We start from the raw sequence: 17,556 nt of genomic DNA on the forward strand, positions 1-17,556 counted from the left end.
AGCGATCCGTATCGAGTTGTTCGACGATGAAGTCGAGAGCCTGTCGGCCTTCGACCCGTTGACCGGCGAAGTGATCCGCAAACTGCCGCGTTTCACCAACCTCACCGGGATGAAGCCGACCTACGGTCGCGTGTCCCGCTGGGGCATGATCGCCTATGCCTCCAGCCTCGATCAGGGCGGCACACTGGCACGCACCGCCGAAGACTGCGCAATATTGTTACAAGGTATGGCAGGCTTCGACGCAAAGGACTCCACCTGCATCGATGAGCCGGTGCCGGACTACAGCGCCAGCCTCAACACCTCGCTCAAAGGCCTGCGCATCGGCGTGCCAAAAGAGTATTTCAGCGCCGGCCTCGACCCGCGTATCGCCGAACTGGTCCACAACAGCGTCAAGGAGCTGGAAAAGCTCGGCGCCGTGATCAAGTCCATCAGCCTGCCGAACAACCAGCACGCGATTCCGGCGTACTACGTGATCGCCCCGGCCGAAGCGTCCTCCAACCTGTCGCGGTTCGACGGCGTGCGTTTCGGCTATCGCTGCGAAAACCCGAAAGACCTCAACGACCTGTATAAACGCTCCCGTGGCGAAGGCTTCGGTGTCGAAGTGCAGCGCCGGATCATGGTCGGTGCCTACGCCCTGTCGGCCGGTTACTACGACGCGTACTACCTCAAGGCGCAAAAAATCCGTCGCCTGATCAAGAACGACTTCATGGCGGCCTTTGAAGAAGTCGACGTGATCCTCGGCCCAACCACGCCGAACCCGGCCTGGAAGATCGGCGCCAAGACCGGCGACCCGATCGCCGAGTACCTGGAAGACCTGTACACCATCACCGCCAACCTCGCGGGCTTGCCGGGCTTGTCCATGCCCGCCGGTTTCGTCGATGGCCTGCCGGTCGGCGTGCAATTGCTTGCCCCGTATTTCCAGGAAGGCCGCCTGCTCAATGTGGCGCACCAGTACCAGTTGAACACTGACTGGCACACCCGCACCCCTACCGGCTTCTGAGGAGAACACTATGCAATGGGAAGTTGTGATCGGGCTGGAGATTCATACCCAGCTCGCCACCCAATCGAAGATTTTCTCCGGTAGTGCCACCACGTTCGGCGCAGAACCCAACACCCAGGCGAGCCTGGTAGACCTGGGCATGCCCGGTGTGTTGCCGGTGCTGAACCAGGAAGCGGTGCGCATGGCGGTGATGTTCGGCCTGGCGATTGACGCCGAGATCGGCCAGCACAACGTGTTCGCACGCAAGAACTACTTCTACCCGGACCTGCCCAAGGGCTACCAGATCAGCCAGATGGAGTTGCCGATTGTCGGCAAGGGCTACCTGGACATCCCGCTGGAAGACGGCACCATCAAGCGTGTCGGTGTGACCCGCGCGCACCTGGAAGAAGACGCCGGCAAGAGCCTGCATGAAGAGTTCAACGGTGCCACCGGTATCGACCTGAACCGCGCCGGCACGCCGCTGCTGGAGATCGTGTCCGAGCCGGACATGCGCAACGCCAAGGAAGCCGTGGCCTACGTCAAGACGATCCACGCGCTGGTGCGTTACCTGGGCATTTGCGATGGCAACATGGCCGAAGGCTCGCTGCGCTGCGACTGCAACGTGTCGGTCCGGCCAAAGGGCCAGGTCGAGTACGGCACCCGCTGCGAGATCAAGAACGTCAACTCGTTCCGTTTCATCGAGAAGGCGATCAACACCGAAGTGCGTCGCCAGATTGAACTGATCGAAGACGGCGGCAAGGTGATCCAGCAAACCCGCCTGTACGATCCGAACAAAGACGAAACCCGCGCCATGCGCAGCAAAGAGGAAGCCAACGACTACCGTTACTTCCCCGACCCGGACCTGTTGCCGGTAGTCATCGAAGATTCGTTCCTCGATGACGTCCGCGCCACCCTGCCGGAATTGCCGCCGCAGAAACGCGAGCGCTTCCAGGCGCAGTTCGGCCTGTCGGTCTATGACGCCAGCGTCCTGGCTTCGAGCCGTGAGCAAGCCGACTACTTCGAAAAAGTCGTGAGCATCGCCGGGGACGCCAAGCTGGCGGCCAACTGGGTGATGGTGGAGCTGGGCAGCCTGTTGAACAAACAGGGCCTGGAAATCGACGAAGCGCCAGTCTCGGCCGAGCAGTTGGGCGGCATGCTGCTGCGCATCAAAGACAACACCATCTCCGGCAAAATTGCCAAGACCGTGTTCGAAGCCATGGCCAGCGGTGAAGGCAATGCCGATGAGATCATCGACAAGCGTGGCCTCAAGCAAGTCACCGACAGCGGCGCCATCTCCGCCGTGCTCGATGAAATGCTCGCGGCCAACGCGGAACAGGTCGAACAATACCGCGCGGCAGACGAAGCCAAGCGCGGCAAGATGTTCGGCTTCTTTGTCGGCCAGGCCATGAAAGCCTCCAAAGGCAAGGCCAACCCGCAACAGGTGAACGAACTGCTGAAAAGCAAGCTCGAAGGCTGATAGCGGTGAACGGTCCGAGTGAGATTTCATGCTCGACTCGGACCTCCTGTGGGAGGGGGCTTGCTCCCGATAGCGGTGATTCAGTCAAAACAGTAGTGACTGACACTCCGCTATCGGGGGCAAGCCCCCTCCCACATTTGTGATGAGGGCACCTTGATAATGAAGCGCTTACTTGGCCTTTTAGCCCTGTTCTCTTTACTGGCCGGTTGCGCCAGCGGCCTCATCGACCCCAACGGCTACGACGAAACCGGCACCGCCTCCTATTACGGCGCCAAGCACCATGGCAAAAAAACCGCCAGCGGTGAACCCTTCAACCAAAACGCCCTGACCGCCGCCCATCGGCGCCTGCCTTTTGGCACGCAGGTCAAGGTGACCAATCTCGATACCGACAAATCCGTGGTGGTGCGCATCAACGATCGCGGCCCGCACACCCGTGGACGACTGATCGATCTGTCACGCCAGGCCGCCGCGCAACTGGGCATGCTGGGCAGCGGCACCGCGCGGGTGCGTGTGCAAGCCCTGAGCAATTGAAGACGGAGCCCTGGCCATTTACGGATTAACCGCCCTCTCGCCCTGGAGCCTGATCGAATTGATCAGCGGCCTGGTGTTGCTGATCGTCGGCGCCGAAATCCTGGTGCGCGCCGCCGTGCGCCTGGCTGCCAGCCTCAAGGTCCGGCCGTTGATCATTGGCCTGACGATCGTCGCCTTCGGCAGCAGTGCGCCGCAGATGACCGTCAGCCTGCAAGCCACCCTGGCCGGCAACACCGACATTGCGGTGGGCAGCGTGATCGGCAGCAGCATTTTCAACATCCTCGTCACCCTGGGCCTGTCGGCGCTGATCGTTCCGCTGCGGGTCTCGCGGCAACTGGTGCGCCTGGATATCCCGGTGATGATCCTCGCCGGCCTGCTGGTATTTACCCTGGCGGCCAATGAAGAACTGACGCCGGTCGACGGTTCGCTGCTGCTGGTGGCCTTGCTGGCCTACCTCGGCGTGCTGCACTACCAGACCCGCCATTCACGTCGCCCGCGCACGCTGGACACCGTGGCCAAGGCGCCCTGGCTGAGCAGCGTATTGCTGATGTTCGGCGGATTGCTGGTGCTGGTGCTGGCCGGGCATTTGTTGTTGGGTGCGGCGGTGGATGTGGCGGGCGATCTGGGCCTGTCGGAGCGCATCATCGGCTTGACGCTGATCGGCGTCGGCACTTCGCTGCCGTGCCTGGCCACCTCCCTGATCGCAGCCCTGCGCGGCCAGCGGGAAATCGCCGTGGGTAACGTGATCGGCAGCAACCTGTTCAACCTGCTCGGCGTACTGGGGCTGACCGCACTGCTAGCGCCCTCGCCGCTGTCGGTGTCGCCCAATGCCCTGGATTTCGACCTGCCGGTGATGCTCGGCGTGGTGGTGCTGTGCCTGCCGGTATTTTATTCCGGCTACCGCGTGACCCGTGCCGAAGGCCTGGTGCTGCTGGGGCTGTACCTGGCGTATGGGCTGCATGTGATGGCATTCACCACCGGCATGCCGTTGGCCAACAAACTCGAACAACTGATGCTGTATTACGTCCTGCCAGTGCTGGTGGCTTTCCTGTTGTTCAGCACGCTGCGAGCCTGGCGCCGCCAACACAAGAGGGAATCGCAATGACCGATCAGAAAAAGCCAGGGGTAGAAATGCGTCGTCAGGTGATGGGCGATGCGTTCGTCGACCGCGCCTTGGGCAACGCTACCGAATTCACCCAGCCGCTGCAGGACTTCGTCAACGAACATGCCTGGGGCAGCGTGTGGAACCGCGACGGCTTGCCGCTGAAGACACGCAGCCTGATCACCCTCGCCGCCCTCACCGCGCTCAAGTGCCCGCAGGAACTCAAAGGCCATGTGCGCGGCGCGCTGAACAATGGCTGCACGGTGGAGGAAATTCGCGAGGCGCTGCTGCATTGCGCGGTGTATGCCGGTGTGCCGGCGGCGATCGAAGCGTTTCGGGCGGCGCAGGAAGTGATTGAGGCGTATCAGGCAGACAAGCAGTGACGCTCAGATAGCGATCACAAGATTCAGATCCAGCCACCCGCCTGCAACACGAAGATCCCGATATTCGTGGTCACCGCCGCCATCAAGGTGGTGATCACGATAATCGCCGCCGCCAGCTCATGATTGCCCTCGGCCGCCCTGGCCATCACAAAGCTCGCGGCCGCGGTCGGTGCGCCGAAGTACAGGAACAGAATCCCCAGTTCCGGCCCACGAAACCCCAGCAACCACGCCCCCAGAGTGGCGACCAGCGGCAGCCAGATCATCTTCATCAAGCTCGCACTCAACGCCATGTTGCCGCTCTTGCGCAACGCCGCCAGCGACAAGGTGCCGCCGATGCAGATCAGCGCCAACGGTAATGTCATGTCGGCCAGGTACTGCGCGGATTTTTCCAGCCAGCCCGGCAAGCCGATCTGGAAATAGGCGAACGGCGCGGCCGCAATCACGCTGATGATCAGCGGGTTGGCCAGCACACTTTTGCAGATGCTCCACGGGTCGGATTTGATCACCGGGCTGTACACCGCCAGCACAATGGTCGACAGCGTGTTGTAGAACAGGATCACCAATGCCGCGAGGATCGCGCCGAGGGAGATGCCGTAATCACCGTACATGCTGGCCGCCAGTGCCAGGCCGATCACCCCGTTGTTACCGCGAAAAGCGCCCTGGGTGTAGATGCCCCGGTCTTCACGCTTGCAGCGGAAAATCGCCCAACCCCAGGCCAGCGCAAAGCTCAACAGCGTGGCGACGGCGAAGTAGATCAGCAAACCCGGCTTGAGTGCCGAATGCAGGTCGGCATGCAGGATGCCGAGAAACAGCAGCGCCGGCATGGTGACGTTGAACACCAGCGACGACGCGGTGTGGATGAAGTTGTCGTTGATCCAGTTGATGCGCTTGAGCAACACGCCGAGGAACAACATGGCAAACACCGGCGCGGTGATGGTGAGGGTGGAGAGGAAGATAGCCAGCATGCCGGGGAGAACCTTGGTGAGCGTCGTTAGGGGGCTAATGATAAGCCATACGGCCCAGCGGCGCCTGATAGACCGCTATCGGGGGCAAGTCGAACCGTCGCACCGCCCCTCCCACATAGGGTCTGCGGTGTTCATCCATTATATGTCTGACGCAGACTCAGTGTGGGAGGGGCGGTGCGACGGTTCGACTTGCCCCCGATGAAGGCGACTCGGTCTCAGGTAATCGGCGCCGGGTTGAACAACGTAATGTCGTTATGCAGCTTGTGCTGCTCCGCCCAGGTCTGCTTCCTGCCGCTGGCCACATCCAGGTAGAAGTGAAACAACTCCCACCCCAACTCCTCGATGGTCGCGCGCCCGGTGGCTATGCGCCCGGCGTCGATATCGATCAGGTCCGGCCAGCGCTGCGCCAGCTCCGTGCGGGTCGAGACCTTCACCACCGGCGCCATCGCCAGCCCGTAAGGCGTGCCGCGCCCGGTGGTGAACACATGCAGGTTCATCCCCGCCGCCAGTTGCAAGGTGCCGCACACGAAGTCGCTGGCGGGCGTGGCGCAAAAGATCAGGCCTTTGCCCTTGAAGCGCTCACCCGGGCCAAGCACCCCGTTGATCGCGCTGCTGCCAGACTTGACGATGGAGCCCAGGGACTTCTCGACAATATTCGACAACCCGCCCTTCTTGTTCCCCGGCGTGGTGTTGGCACTGCGATCCGCCTCGCCCTTGGCCAGATAACGGTCGTACCAGTCCATTTCCCGTACCAGTTCCTCGGCGACTTCCTTGGTTTGCGCACGAGAAGTCAGCAGGTAGATGGCATCACGCACCTCGGTAACTTCGGAAAACATCACCGTCGCCCCCGCCCGCAACAACAAGTCCGAGGCGAAGCCCAGCGCCGGGTTGGCGGTGATGCCGGAAAACGCATCACTGCCGCCGCACTGCATGCCCAGGATCAGCTCGGACGCCGGCACGGTTTCCCGACGGCGCTGGTCGAGTTTCTTCAGGCGCACCTCGGCCAGCGCCATGATCTGCTCGATCATCTCGCTAAACCCGTGGCTGGAATCCTGCAGCCGATACAACCACGGCTCGCTCAGGTCGACGGAGCTGTCGTTGTCGTGCATCACCTGCCCGGCCTGCAATTTCTCGCAGCCCAGGCTGATCACCAGGGCTTCGCCTCCCAGGTTCGGGTTGCGCGCCAGGTTGCGCACGGTGCGGATCGGGATATACGCATCCGTCGCGGTGATCGCCACCCCACAACCGTAGCTGTGGGTCAGCGCCACCACGTCATCGACATTCGGGTACTTGGCCAGCAATTCGTCCTTGATGCGCTTGACCGCATGGTCCAGCACACCGGTGACGCACTGCACCGTGGTGGTGATGCCGAGGATATTGCGCGTGCCGACCGTACCGTCGGCATTGCGATAGCCCTCGAAGGTGAACCCTTCCAGCGGTGCCTGGGCCTCAGGCACCTCGGTAGACAGCGGCAAGCTGTCCAACGGCGGCGCGGTAGGCATGCGCAGTTGATCTTCCTGCACCCAACTGCCGCGTGGGATCGGCGCCAGCGCGTAGCCGATGGTTTGGCCGTAGCGAATAATCCGGCCGCCTTCGGGGATATCTTCAAGGGTCACTTTGTGGCTTTGTGGAATGAAATCCACGGTCACCAGGCCGTCCGGGAATTCGGTCCCGGCCGGTACGCCCTGGTCATTGACCACGATCACCACGTTGTCGCGCTCGTGCAAACGAATGGAGCGTGGCGAGTCGGCATGTTCAATCAACTGCATCACACGGCCCCTTCAGGAATGCGCTTGGGTAAGGTTGGTCAACTCGGGCCCTTGGCTTGGCGGCTCTTTGAGCACCACGCGTTTGATCGGGCCGACAATCACCAGGTAACTGAACACCGCCACCAGCGCATTCGCGCCGACAAACACCAGCGCCCATTTGAACGAACCGGTGGTGCTGATGATGTAGCCGATGACAATCGGCGTGGTGATCGATGCCAGGTTACCGAAGGTGTTGAACAGGCCGCCACTGAGACCAGCGATTTGTTTCGGCGACGTGTCGGACACCACCGCCCAGCCCAGTGCGCCAACGCCTTTGCCAAAGAAGGCCAAAGCCATGAAGCCCACCACCATCCACTCGATATCCACATAGTTGCAGGCCACGATGCTGCTGGAGATCAGCAGGCCGCCAATGATCGGCGCCTTGCGGGCGAAGGTCAGGGAATGGCCTTTGCGCAACAGGTAGTCGGATATCACCCCGCCCAACACACCGCCGATAAACCCGCATATCGCTGGCAACGAGGCAATGAAACCGGCCTTGAGAATGGTCATGCCACGGTCCTGCACCAGGTACACCGGGAACCATGTCAGGAAGAAGTACGTGATGCCGTTGATGCAGTACTGGCCCAGGTACACGCCGAGCATCATGCGGTTGGTCAGCAACTGGCGGATGTAATCCCACTTCGGGCCGTCGGTTTTCTTACCCTTGCCCTTGTCCTGATCCATATCGACCAACGCACCATTGGCCGCGATGTGATTGAACTCGGCTTCGTTGATCATCGGGTGCTGGCGCGGGCTGTGGATAACTTTCAGCCAGATCAGTGAGAAAACAACGCCGATCACGCCCATCACGATAAACACGTGCTGCCAGCCGAAGCTGTAGACGATCCAGCCCATCAGCGGCGCGAACAGCACCGTGGCGAAGTACTGCGCCGAGTTGAAGATCGCCGAGGCCGTACCGCGTTCAGCGGTGGGGAACCAGGCGGCCACAATCCGTGCATTACCCGGGAAGGACGGCGCTTCGGCCAGGCCGACCATAAAGCGCAGCATAAACAGCGCCACGACCGCCGTGGAGATACCGAACTCACCGACGTAGCCTTGCAGCACGGTGAACAGTGACCAGGTGAAAATGCTCAGGGCATAGACTTTTTTCGAGCCGAACCGATCGAGCAGCCAGCCGCCGGGAATTTGCCCGGCCACGTAGGCCCAACCGAATGCAGAGAAGATGTAACCGAGGGTGACCGCGTCGATGCCGAGGTCTTTTTGCAGGCTGGAACCCGCTATCGCGATGGTGGCCCGGTCGGCGTAATTGATCGTAGTCACCAGGAACAGCATGAGCAGGATCAAATAGCGGACATGGGTCGGCTTGGTCGCTTGCATGTAGAAGTACTCCCACTAATTATTTTTTTTGCGGGTAATGCGTGTTTTGTCCAGTGGTCACCGGCGCCGACACAAGCCGGTGACCACTGGGTGCTGCGTGTTACGAGCCGATGTAGCTGGTTTTCACCACGGTGTAGAACTCTTGCGCATAGCGACCTTGCTCACGCGAACCATAGGATGAGCCCTTACGGCCGCCGAACGGAACGTGATAGTCCACGCCAGCCGTCGGCAGGTTGACCATCACCATCCCGGCCTGGGAGTGGCGCTTGAAGTGGTTGGCGTATTTGAGCGAGGTGGTGGCAATACCCGCCGACAAACCGAACTCGGTGTCGTTAGCCATGGCCAGCGCCGCCTCGTAGTCCGTCACGCGCACCACGTTGGCCACCGGGCCGAAGATCTCTTCACGGCTGATCCGCATGGCGGCTTCACTGTCGGCAAACAGCGTCGGCGCCAGGTAGTAGCCCTCGGTGTCGCAGGTCACCAGGCCGCCACCGCTCACCAGCCGCGCACCTTCGCTCTGGCCGATGTCGATGTATTTCAAGTCCTGGTCCAACTGGGCCTGGGAGACGACCGGGCCGATGTCGGTGCCGCTTTTCAACGCATGGCCGACCTTGATCGACTTCATGCGCTCGGCCATGGCCGCGACGAACTGGTCATGAATGCCGGCCGTCACGATCAAGCGGCTGGAGGCGGTGCAACGTTGGCCGGTGGAATAGAATGCGCTCTGCACCGATAACTCGACGGCCTGCTTGAGGTCGGCGTCATCGAGAATGATCTGCGGGTTCTTGCCGCCCATTTCCAACTGCACCTTGGCTTGGCGCGACACACAACTGACCGCGATCTGACGCCCCACACCGACCGAGCCGGTGAAGCTGATGCCGTCGACTTTCGGGCTGTTGACCAACACCTCGCCGACCACACGCCCGCTGCCCATCACCAGGTTGAACACACCGGCGGGGAAACCGGCGCGGGAGATGATTTCCGCCAGGGCCCAGGCGCAGCCCGGCACCAGCTCCGCCGGCTTGATCACCACGCAGTTGCCGTAGGCCAGGGCCGGGGCGATTTTCCACGCGGGGATGGCGATCGGGAAGTTCCACGGGGTGATCAGGCCGACCACGCCGAGGGCTTCGCGGGTGACTTCGACATTGACGCCCGGCCGCACCGACGGCACGTAGTCGCCGGATAGGCGCAGGCACTCACCGGCGAAGAACTTGAAAATATTCCCGGCGCGGGTCACTTCGCCAATAGCTTCAGGCAGGGTCTTGCCCTCTTCCCGAGCCAGCAGCGTGCCAAGCTCTTCGCGGCGGGCGAGGATTTCGCTGCCGACTTTATCCAGCGCGTCATGGCGGGCCTGGATGCCGGAAGTGGACCAGGCCGGGAACGCAGCACGGGCAGCATCGATGGCGGCGTTGACCTGGGCGACATCCGCCTTGGCATATTCGCCGACGACATCGGACAACTCCGACGGGTTGAGGTTGACGCAATAATCAGCGCCGGCCACCCATTGACCGTTGATGTAGTTCTCAAAACGTTTGGCTTGGGACACGAATCTTCTCCTGACGCAAAAGGCCGCTGATTGCTCAGCGGCCTTATAGATAAGTTATTGCGGACCTTGCTTGTCGATCAGCGCGGCCAGGGCTTCGTATTCTTCCGGCAGCAGCTCGGTCAGTGGCGTGCGTACCGGGCCTGCGTCGTAGCCGACGATTTTGGCGCCGGCCTTGACGATGCTCACCGCATAGCCGGCCTTGCGGTTACGGATGTCCAGGTACGGCAGGAAGAAGTCATCGATGATCTTGCCGACAGTGGCGTGATCGTCGCGGGCGATGGCGTGATAGAAGTCCATCGCGGTTTTCGGGATGAAGTTGAACACCGCCGAGGAGTACACCGGCACGCCCAGTGCCTTGTAGGCAGCGGCGTAAACCTCTGCGGTCGGCAAGCCACCCAGGTAGCTGAAACGGTCGCCCAGACGACGGCGGATCGACACCATCAATTCGATATCACCCAGGCCGTCCTTGTAGCCGATCAGGTTCGGGCAACGTTCGGCCAGGCGCTCCAGCAAGGGCGCAGTCAGGCGGCAGACGTTGCGGTTGTAGACAACCACGCCGATCTTGACCGACTTGCACACCGCTTCCACGTGGGCGGCAACCCCGTCCTGGCTGGCTTCGGTCAGGTAGTGCGGCAGCAGCAGCAAGCCTTTGGCCCCGAGGCGCTCGGCTTCCTGAGCGTATTCGATGGCCTGACGGGTCGAACCGCCGACACCGGCGAGGATCGGCACGCTGGTGGCGCAGGTATCCACTGCCGTCTTCACAACCTGGGAATATTCGCTGGCGGCCAGGGAGAAAAACTCACCGGTGCCGCCGGCAGCGAACAGCGCAGTGGCACCGTAGGGGGCTAGCCACTCCAGACGCTTGATATAGCCGGCCTGATGGAAATCACCTTGTGCGTTGAAATCGGTCACGGGGAAAGACAGCAGACCGTGGGAGAGGATGGACTTCAGTTCTTGTGGATTCATTATTCGAACACCCTGGCAAAGACTTTCTATCGAGAGGTTATTGTTGGTTCTGGTTATGTCATACGTCATCGTACAACTATAAAATATTTCGTCAACTGCAATTCATCGATGTTCATCGAACCGCCCGTTGAGACAGCGCGTGTTGACGTAGGATTTTTTTCCTCTATGCTCGAATAACTGTATATGCATACAGTAAAAAAGGAAGATTCCTACGACATAGCAAGGAGCTAACATGTCCGGTCTTGAACTCGCAGCACCCGAAAAAAACCTACCCACCCTGCGTTTCGAAGGCGCTGAACACACTGCCATCGGCGATGACACGCTGTTGCGCTTCGCCAAGGACGCCCCGGCGATTGCCGCCCAACACGTCGAACTGCACCTGCCCAACGGCCTGGCGCTGACCTATGGTCAAGTGATCGCCCTGGGCGGTGACTTCTATGGCATTCCCGGCCAACCCATCAGTGATGGCACCTCCCCTGCCGAGCGCGTGCAACGCTTTAGCGCCGCATTCAACTCGCTGGCGGTGCTGCCGGCGTCACGGGAGGAAGCACCGAAGATCCTGGCGGTGATGCAAAAGGAGATCAACGCGGTCAACCAGGCGATCAAGGACGGCCAATCACCCCACGACGCCTACGCCGCGCTCGGTGATACGTTGTCCGAGGAGTGGAACCGCATCACCGGCGGTGGCAGTGTGGTTTCGGCGCTGTTTCCCCTGGGGCGTTACTTGAAGCTGGCGGCGGACAACGCCGACCACTTCGGCGAATGGGCGCTGTCGGCCTACCTGGCCGGGCATACGGCGGCGCTGCAACAAGCCGTTATCGCCCAGCAGAGCGGCGCCGACCAGGCGCTGGAACTGGCCTATGCAATGAACAGTTTTGCCGATCACTTCCTGACCGACCTGTTTTCCGCCGGCCACCTGCGAGTGCCGCGCAAACAACTGGCCGCCGTGGTGACGCCCGGGGATTTGGGCTCGCTGATCAGCCGCTTCATGCACGATGAAGACAGCAAGTTCGGGCTCAAGGTACGCAATGCCGTCGGTGACGAGTGGCATGCCTACGGGGATAAACGCTACTTCGATGCCGACGACGCGGCCAACCGGGCGCAGGTCCAACGCGCCGTGCAGGCGTCGGCCGATGAGATCTTCGACGCGTTTATCAGCGGCGTCGCGCCCTCCCCGGCCCACTTCAAGGCGCCGCTGTATGTGCCGGATCTGAATGCGGCGCAGAACCCGGCGAATAACTTTTCGCCGTTGTTCAAGATGCAGGGAGACAAGGTGCTGCGGCGCAAGGACGTGAATGACTTGAACGACAAGCATTGGACCGCTGATTGGTGGGGGTGGAGTACGTACTTGCTGCTCAAGGACTACACGCCCAATACACCTGCTTGAGGCGTACCGTTTGTCGTGACTGCATGACTGTCCTCAAGGGCCAAGTCCTTGGCTCTTGAGGCTTTTCATTCCCGTCATCCGCAGACGCAGAGCCAGGCAGACCCGTGGGTTCTGGTAACGGCTAAGTACATCTTCATGGCGGCGCAAATCGAGCAGAACGTGATCGTGCTTGATGCCTTGACCACAGCGCCGCCTACCGACATTCGCCCACCGCCGCTTTGATCACTCGGCCCGTTCTGCCGCTTCATGGGCATGCCGCAGCCGCTCCCGGCTGTTCGTCAAATGCAAGCGCATTGCCGCCCGCGCCGCGTCCGAATCCTGACGCGCGATCGCTTCATAGATTTCTTCGTGTTCGCGGCTCAAGCGCTTCATGTAGTGCTGCTGGTCATCCTGGGCCAGGCGCGCCGAGTTCAGGCGGGTACGCGGAATGATGCTAGTGCCCAGGTGAGTCATGATGTCGGTGAAGTAGCGGTTGCCGGTGGACAGGGCAATCTGCAGGTGGAACTGGAAGTCCGACGCTACCGCATCGCCGGCATGGGCGGCGCTTTCATTCAAGGCGTCGAGAGCGGCTCGCATGCCGGCCAGTTGTTCGTCGCTGCGACGCAACGCGGCCAGGCCCGCAGACTCCACTTCCAGGCTGATACGCAGTTCCAGGATCGCCAACACATCACGCAGGGTCACGACGGTGGCCGGGTCAATACGAAAGCCGCTGGGGCTTGGCGTGTCCAACACAAAGGTGCCGATACCGTGGCGGGTTTCCACCTGTCCCGCCGCCTGCAAGCGCGAGATGGCTTCACGCACCACCGTGCGGCTGACGCCATGGGCCTCCATGATCGCCGATTCGGTGGGCAATTTATCACCACGCTTGAGTTGGCCGTCGCGGATCTGCTCGGACAACACCGTGACCAATTCCTGGGCAAGGCTGCGGCGCTTGCGGGGAAAACGCGGGGCGGTGTTGGTGTTTTCCATGTTGGGTCATCTTTCTCGGTGAACTGAACACGCATCATAGCCCATGGCGGTTGTACGATCACCGTCCCCGGCATGTCTTTCATCTACAACGACCAGGCAAAAAAATGCCCCGGCAACCGCCGAGGCATTTTTCAGGCTCGCCCGAAGGCAACAGCCGCTTACTTCACCACTTTCAGACTGGGCCGGCCGCTTGGACGCGGTGGCTCGGTATCCGGTGGCGGCACTTCATCGTCGTCTTCCCCTTCGATCGCGTCGTCATCCTCGAAAGGCGACTCCAGATCGAACACCATGCCTTGACCATTTTCCCGGGCGTAAATCCCGAGGATGGCGCCAATCGGCACGTACAGCGTATGCGGCACACCGCCGAAACGCCCTTCGAAGCTGACGGCTTCGTTGTCCATGTGCAGGTGGCGCACCGCACTCGGCGATACGTTCAGCACAATCTGCCCGTCACTGGCAAAACCCTGCGGAACCTGAACCGCAGGAAACTCGGAATTGACCAGCATGTGCGGGGTGCAATCGTTGTCCACAATCCACTCATAGAGCGCGCGAACCAGGTAGGGTCGACTGGAGTTCATCAACGGCTCCTTAAGCCTTAGCGCATATCGCGTTCGACACCAGACAGACTCGTCTGGAAAGCCTCACGCGCAAACTGGCGCTCCATGTAATCAAGCAGCGGCTTGGCCGGCCGCGGCAGTTCAATGCCCAAAATCGGCAAGCGCCAGAGTATGGGTAATAGGCAGCAATCCACCAGGCTTTGTTCCTCGCTGAGGAAAAAAGGCTTGTCGGCGAACAGTGGCGAAACACCCGTCAGGCTCTCGCGCAATTCCTTGCGCGCCACGACACGGGCCGCCTCTTTGCTGCGCGAATCCAGAATCAAATCCACCAGCCCACACCAGTCGCGCTGAATCCGATGGATCAGCAGGCGGCTGTTGGCACGCGCCACCGGGTACACCGGCAGCAAAGGCGGATGCGGGTAACGCTCATCCAGATATTCCATCACCACGGTTGACTCCCACAACGCCAGGTCACGATCGACCAGGGTGGGCAAGCTGCCGTAAGGGTTCACTTCGATCAGTTTCGGCGGGTGACGACCCACCTCCACACTGATGATCTCGGCGCTGACACCCTTCTCTGCGAGCACGATGCGTACTCGGTGGGAATAGTGGTCGGCGGGGTCGGAGTAACAGGCCAACCGATTGGTCACGCCCATGGCGGTCCTCCTCGCTTGTTGAAATTATCGAAAGCTCAAAAACGAGCGCGCCCAGAGAGCATCTCAGTAGTACCTGATGACCAGGTCGCTACGGGTTAGAGATGCCGCTGGGCGCGCAAGATTAACAGCAATTGCTTACGGTTGGATCAATGCACATCCTTCCAGTATTCGCGCTTGAGCAGATAAGCGAATACGAAGAAGAAAGCCAGGTACAGCAAGACATACGTACCAATGCGCTGGTGCTGCAGTTTGACCGGGTTGGCCGAGTAGGCCAGGAAGGTCACGAGATTCTTGACCTTCTCGTCGAACTGCTCTTCGTTCAGCGCGCCGGACTTGGGCACGATGGTCAGTTGATCGCACGCTTCATGTGTCAGCGGCGTGCCGGTCAACGGGTCAAATTGCTTCTTGCCGCCATCTACTACCTGAACCTGCTTGCATCCTATCACTTGGCGACCCTGCAGGCCGACCAGAACGTTAGGCATACCGACGTTCGGGAACACCACGTTGTTCACGCCCCATGGACGTGCAGGGTCTTCATAGAAGGATTTCAGGTAGCCGTAGAGCCAATCGGTGCCGCGAACCCGCGCCACCAGGGTCAGGTCGGGCGGCGCAGCGCCGAACCAGTTCTTGGCGTCCGCCGTTTGCATGCCGATGTTCATGTGGTCGCCAATCTTGGCGCCGGTGAACACCAGCTTATTGAGCATCACCTCGTGCGGAATGCCCAAGTCATCGGCCACGCGCTCGTATCGCTGGAACTTGGCGCTGTGGCACCCCATGCAATAGTTGGCGAATGTGCGAGCGCCGTCCTGCATGGCCGCTTTGTCAGACACGTCGATAGCGACTTTTTCCAACTCAGGGCCTTGCTCGGCAGCGAAGGACAGTAGCGGCAGCGCCGCAAGCATCAATGCAACGAATAATTTTTTCATCAGCCAGTCACCCTTTCCGGAACCGGTTTGGTCTTCTCAAGCCGGGTGTAGAACGGCATCAGAATGAAGTAGGCGAAGTACAGGAAGGTGCAGACCTGCGACAGCAACGTGCGCTCAGGAGTCGGCGCCAGTACACCCAGTACACCCAGGATCACGAACGCAATGCAGAACACCCACAGCCAGATCTTGCTCAGCCAGCCCTTGTAGCGCATGGACTTGACCGGGCTTCGGTCGAGCCACGGCAGCACGAACAGCACCGCGATGGCCGCGCCCATGGCGATCACGCCCATGAGCTTGTCGGGGATCGCCCGCAAGATCGCGTAGAACGGCGTGAAGTACCAGACCGGGGCAATATGCACAGGCGTCTTGAAGGCGTTGGCCTGCTCAAAGTTAGGTTTTTCCAGGAAATAACCACCCATCTCCGGGAAAAAGAACACGATCGAGCAGAACACGAACAGGAACACGACGACACCGACAATATCTTTTACGGTGTAGTACGGGTGGAACGGAATGCCATCCAGCGGGATGCCGTTCTCGTCCTTGTGCTTCTTGATGTCCACACCATCAGGGTTGTTCGAACCCACTTCGTGCAGCGCCAGGATGTGCAGCACCACCAAACCGAGAATCACGATCGGCAAGGCCACCACGTGCAACGCGAAGAAGCGGTTCAGGGTGATGCCCGAGATCAGGTAGTCACCACGAATCCACTGGGTCAGGTCGTTGCCGATCACCGGGATCGCGCCGAACAGCGAGATGATCACCTGGGCGCCCCAGTACGACATCTGGCCCCACGGCAGCAGGTAGCCCATGAAGGCTTCAGCCATCAGCGCCAGGTAGATCAGCATGCCGAACACCCACACCAGCTCACGCGGCTTCTGGTACGAACCGTAGAGCAAACCACGGAACATATGCAGGTAGACCACGATGAAGAACGCCGAGGCGCCGGTGGAGTGCAGCAGGCGCAGGATCGAGCCGTACTCGACGTCACGCATGATGTATTCGACGGAAGCGAACGCCTCCTCCGCCGACGGGGTGTAGCTCATGGTCAGCCAGACGCCGGTGACGATCTGATTGACCAGCACCAGCAGTGCCAGGGAGCCGAAGAAGTAGAAGAAGTTGAAGTTTTTTGGCGCGTAATACTTGCTGAGATGGTCTTCCCACATTTTAGTGGCGGGGAAGCGCGCATCGACCCAATCCATGAACTTACTCATCACGCGTTCTCCTTATCGAGGCCAATGACAATGATGTCGTCAGATTCGTAGTTATGCGGAGGCACGGGCAGGTTCAGTGGAGCAGGTTGCGATTTGTAGACGCGGCCGGCCAGGTCGTAGTGCGAACCGTGGCAGGGGCAGAAATACCCGCCGACCCAATCCTTGCCCAGGTCGACTGGCGCCACTTCAGGGCGGAAAGTAGGTGAGCATCCCAAGTGGGTACACAGACCGACCAGCAGCAGAATCTCTGGCTTGATCGAACGTGCTTCGTTTTTGGCGTAGGCGGGTTGGTCGGAAAACTCAGATTTCGGGTCAGACAACTGGCCTTCGATCTTTTTCAGATTTCCCAGGATTTCCTCCGTTCGACGAACAATGAAGACCGGCTGACCGCGCCACTCAGCAATCATCTGCTGGCCTGGCTCAATCTTGCCAATATTCACTTTCACCGGTGCACCTGCGGCTTTCGCCTTGGCACTGGGAAACCATGACCCCACGAACGGGACCGCAGCCCCCACCGCTCCTGCAGCACCCACCACGGATGTGGCTGCTACCAAGAAGCGACGCCGGCCTGCATTCACGCCGTCATTGCTCATTCAGTCCTCTCCCATCAGCTTTTTGGCCTGTTAAATCAGGCGTCTACTAAGTATTAAATCTGAACTTATAAAAATTTTGCCGAATGGTAATGAAAAGCCCCACCCCTGACAAGGGAATTACCCGGAGCTCCAGCTCCAAGCCTTGTAGTATAGGGGGTCTAC

The 17,556-nt window shown here is 60.5% G+C and carries 18 protein-coding genes; 7 read left to right on the forward strand and 11 right to left on the reverse strand.

Features of this window, described 5'->3' with window-relative positions; genetic code table 11:
• The 5 genes from L9Z73_RS00005 to L9Z73_RS00025 form a co-directional block, all read left to right on the forward strand.
• Positions 1 to 1,000: amidase (locus tag L9Z73_RS00005; RefSeq protein ID WP_247395476.1), on the forward strand; the 1,000-nt coding region annotated here is incomplete at its 5' end.
• Between the two features lie 10 nt (positions 1,001 to 1,010).
• Positions 1,011 to 2,456, forward strand: a complete 1,446-nt coding sequence (gene gatB / locus L9Z73_RS00010) for an Asp-tRNA(Asn)/Glu-tRNA(Gln) amidotransferase subunit GatB (RefSeq protein WP_247395477.1) — start codon at positions 1,011 to 1,013, stop codon at positions 2,454 to 2,456.
• A 159-nt stretch (positions 2,457 to 2,615) separates the two neighbouring features.
• Positions 2,616 to 2,987 (forward strand): septal ring lytic transglycosylase RlpA family protein, encoded by a 372-nt coding sequence (locus L9Z73_RS00015; RefSeq protein WP_247395478.1) that lies wholly within the window; start codon positions 2,616 to 2,618, stop codon positions 2,985 to 2,987.
• A 58-nt stretch (positions 2,988 to 3,045) separates the two neighbouring features.
• Positions 3,046 to 4,092, forward strand: a complete 1,047-nt coding sequence (locus L9Z73_RS00020) for a calcium/sodium antiporter (protein WP_247395479.1) — start codon at positions 3,046 to 3,048, stop codon at positions 4,090 to 4,092.
• A complete protein-coding gene (locus L9Z73_RS00025) occupies positions 4,089 to 4,472 on the forward strand; it encodes a carboxymuconolactone decarboxylase family protein (protein ID WP_247395480.1) in 384 nt (127 codons plus the stop codon). Before L9Z73_RS00020 ends, L9Z73_RS00025 begins: the two co-directional genes overlap by 4 nt.
• A 23-nt stretch (positions 4,473 to 4,495) precedes the next feature.
• Here L9Z73_RS00025 and L9Z73_RS00030 read toward each other — a convergent pair whose 3' ends face one another.
• From L9Z73_RS00030 to kdgD, 5 genes are all read right to left on the reverse strand, one after another.
• On the reverse strand, positions 4,496 to 5,437 hold the full coding sequence (locus L9Z73_RS00030) for an AEC family transporter (RefSeq protein WP_247395481.1): 942 nt from the start codon (positions 5,435 to 5,437) through the stop codon (positions 4,496 to 4,498).
• A gap of 215 nt (positions 5,438 to 5,652) precedes the next feature.
• Positions 5,653 to 7,206 carry a galactarate dehydratase gene (garD, locus tag L9Z73_RS00035; RefSeq protein ID WP_247395482.1) on the reverse strand — a complete coding sequence of 518 codons (1,554 nt, stop codon included), beginning with the start codon at positions 7,204 to 7,206 and terminating at the stop codon, positions 5,653 to 5,655.
• Between the two features lie 12 nt (positions 7,207 to 7,218).
• Positions 7,219 to 8,583, reverse strand: a complete 1,365-nt coding sequence (locus L9Z73_RS00040) for an MFS transporter (protein ID WP_247395483.1) — start codon at positions 8,581 to 8,583, stop codon at positions 7,219 to 7,221.
• Positions 8,584 to 8,683: 100 nt separating this feature from the next.
• A complete protein-coding gene (locus L9Z73_RS00045) occupies positions 8,684 to 10,129 on the reverse strand; it encodes an aldehyde dehydrogenase family protein (RefSeq protein WP_247395484.1) in 1,446 nt (481 codons plus the stop codon).
• 54 nt (positions 10,130 to 10,183) lie between these two features.
• On the reverse strand, positions 10,184 to 11,095 hold the full coding sequence (kdgD, locus tag L9Z73_RS00050) for a 5-dehydro-4-deoxyglucarate dehydratase (protein WP_247395485.1): 912 nt from the start codon (positions 11,093 to 11,095) through the stop codon (positions 10,184 to 10,186).
• Positions 11,096 to 11,327: 232 nt separating this feature from the next.
• Here kdgD and L9Z73_RS00055 point away from each other — a divergent pair, with 232 nt between their 5' ends.
• Together L9Z73_RS00055 and L9Z73_RS00060 are read left to right on the forward strand one after the other, a co-directional pair.
• Positions 11,328 to 12,482, forward strand: a complete 1,155-nt coding sequence (locus L9Z73_RS00055) for a phospholipase (RefSeq protein WP_247395486.1) — start codon at positions 11,328 to 11,330, stop codon at positions 12,480 to 12,482.
• A 48-nt stretch (positions 12,483 to 12,530) separates the two neighbouring features.
• Entirely contained in the window at positions 12,531 to 12,704 is a 174-nt protein-coding gene (locus L9Z73_RS00060) for a hypothetical protein (protein WP_247395487.1), read from the forward strand.
• On the opposite strand, the gene L9Z73_RS00065 is transcribed toward L9Z73_RS00060, so the two are convergent.
• The 6 genes from L9Z73_RS00065 to petA all read right to left on the reverse strand — a co-directional run bounded on the left by L9Z73_RS00065 (position 12,705) and on the right by petA (position 17,394).
• Positions 12,705 to 13,451: a FadR/GntR family transcriptional regulator gene (locus L9Z73_RS00065; protein ID WP_247395488.1), complete on the reverse strand. Its 747-nt coding sequence runs from the start codon at positions 13,449 to 13,451 to the stop codon at positions 12,705 to 12,707.
• A 158-nt stretch (positions 13,452 to 13,609) separates the two neighbouring features.
• Positions 13,610 to 14,029 carry a ClpXP protease specificity-enhancing factor gene (locus tag L9Z73_RS00070; RefSeq protein WP_247395489.1) on the reverse strand — a complete coding sequence of 140 codons (420 nt, stop codon included), beginning with the start codon at positions 14,027 to 14,029 and terminating at the stop codon, positions 13,610 to 13,612.
• A 17-nt stretch (positions 14,030 to 14,046) separates the two neighbouring features.
• Positions 14,047 to 14,664, reverse strand: a complete 618-nt coding sequence (locus tag L9Z73_RS00075; protein ID WP_247395490.1) for a glutathione S-transferase N-terminal domain-containing protein — start codon at positions 14,662 to 14,664, stop codon at positions 14,047 to 14,049.
• Positions 14,665 to 14,810: 146 nt separating this feature from the next.
• On the reverse strand, positions 14,811 to 15,590 hold the full coding sequence (locus tag L9Z73_RS00080) for a cytochrome c1 (protein ID WP_247395491.1): 780 nt from the start codon (positions 15,588 to 15,590) through the stop codon (positions 14,811 to 14,813).
• Positions 15,590 to 16,801, reverse strand: a complete 1,212-nt coding sequence (locus tag L9Z73_RS00085) for a cytochrome b (protein ID WP_017845421.1) — start codon at positions 16,799 to 16,801, stop codon at positions 15,590 to 15,592. The genes L9Z73_RS00080 and L9Z73_RS00085 overlap by 1 nt, the downstream gene beginning before the upstream one ends.
• Entirely contained in the window at positions 16,801 to 17,394 is a 594-nt protein-coding gene (gene petA / locus L9Z73_RS00090; protein WP_247395492.1) for a ubiquinol-cytochrome c reductase iron-sulfur subunit, read from the reverse strand. The genes L9Z73_RS00085 and petA overlap by 1 nt, the downstream gene beginning before the upstream one ends.
• Positions 17,395 to 17,556 lie beyond the last annotated feature (162 nt).

This window comes from Pseudomonas emilianonis (assembly GCF_023072625.1).
In the GTDB taxonomy this organism is placed as follows: Bacteria; Pseudomonadota; Gammaproteobacteria; order Pseudomonadales; family Pseudomonadaceae; genus Aquipseudomonas; species Aquipseudomonas paraveronii.

What these genes read in the sequence shown, in the direction of transcription:
- kdgD (WP_247395485.1), bottom strand. Translation starts at nt 11,095, where the DNA reads ATGAATCCACAAGAACTGAAGTCCATCCTCTCCCACGGTCTGCTGTCT.
- petA (WP_247395492.1), bottom strand. Translation starts at nt 17,394, where the DNA reads ATGAGCAATGACGGCGTGAATGCAGGCCGGCGTCGCTTCTTGGTAGCA.
- gatB (WP_247395477.1), top strand. Translation starts at nt 1,011, where the DNA reads ATGCAATGGGAAGTTGTGATCGGGCTGGAGATTCATACCCAGCTCGCC.
- L9Z73_RS00070 (WP_247395489.1), bottom strand. Translation starts at nt 14,029, where the DNA reads ATGAACTCCAGTCGACCCTACCTGGTTCGCGCGCTCTATGAGTGGATT.
- L9Z73_RS00055 (WP_247395486.1), top strand. Translation starts at nt 11,328, where the DNA reads ATGTCCGGTCTTGAACTCGCAGCACCCGAAAAAAACCTACCCACCCTG.
- L9Z73_RS00085 (WP_017845421.1), bottom strand. Translation starts at nt 16,801, where the DNA reads ATGAGTAAGTTCATGGATTGGGTCGATGCGCGCTTCCCCGCCACTAAA.
- L9Z73_RS00040 (WP_247395483.1), bottom strand. Translation starts at nt 8,583, where the DNA reads ATGCAAGCGACCAAGCCGACCCATGTCCGCTATTTGATCCTGCTCATG.
- L9Z73_RS00075 (WP_247395490.1), bottom strand. Translation starts at nt 14,664, where the DNA reads ATGGGCGTGACCAATCGGTTGGCCTGTTACTCCGACCCCGCCGACCAC.
- L9Z73_RS00065 (WP_247395488.1), bottom strand. Translation starts at nt 13,451, where the DNA reads ATGGAAAACACCAACACCGCCCCGCGTTTTCCCCGCAAGCGCCGCAGC.
- L9Z73_RS00025 (WP_247395480.1), top strand. Translation starts at nt 4,089, where the DNA reads ATGACCGATCAGAAAAAGCCAGGGGTAGAAATGCGTCGTCAGGTGATG.
- L9Z73_RS00030 (WP_247395481.1), bottom strand. Translation starts at nt 5,437, where the DNA reads ATGCTGGCTATCTTCCTCTCCACCCTCACCATCACCGCGCCGGTGTTT.
- L9Z73_RS00015 (WP_247395478.1), top strand. Translation starts at nt 2,616, where the DNA reads ATGAAGCGCTTACTTGGCCTTTTAGCCCTGTTCTCTTTACTGGCCGGT.
- garD (WP_247395482.1), bottom strand. Translation starts at nt 7,206, where the DNA reads ATGCAGTTGATTGAACATGCCGACTCGCCACGCTCCATTCGTTTGCAC.
- L9Z73_RS00080 (WP_247395491.1), bottom strand. Translation starts at nt 15,590, where the DNA reads ATGAAAAAATTATTCGTTGCATTGATGCTTGCGGCGCTGCCGCTACTG.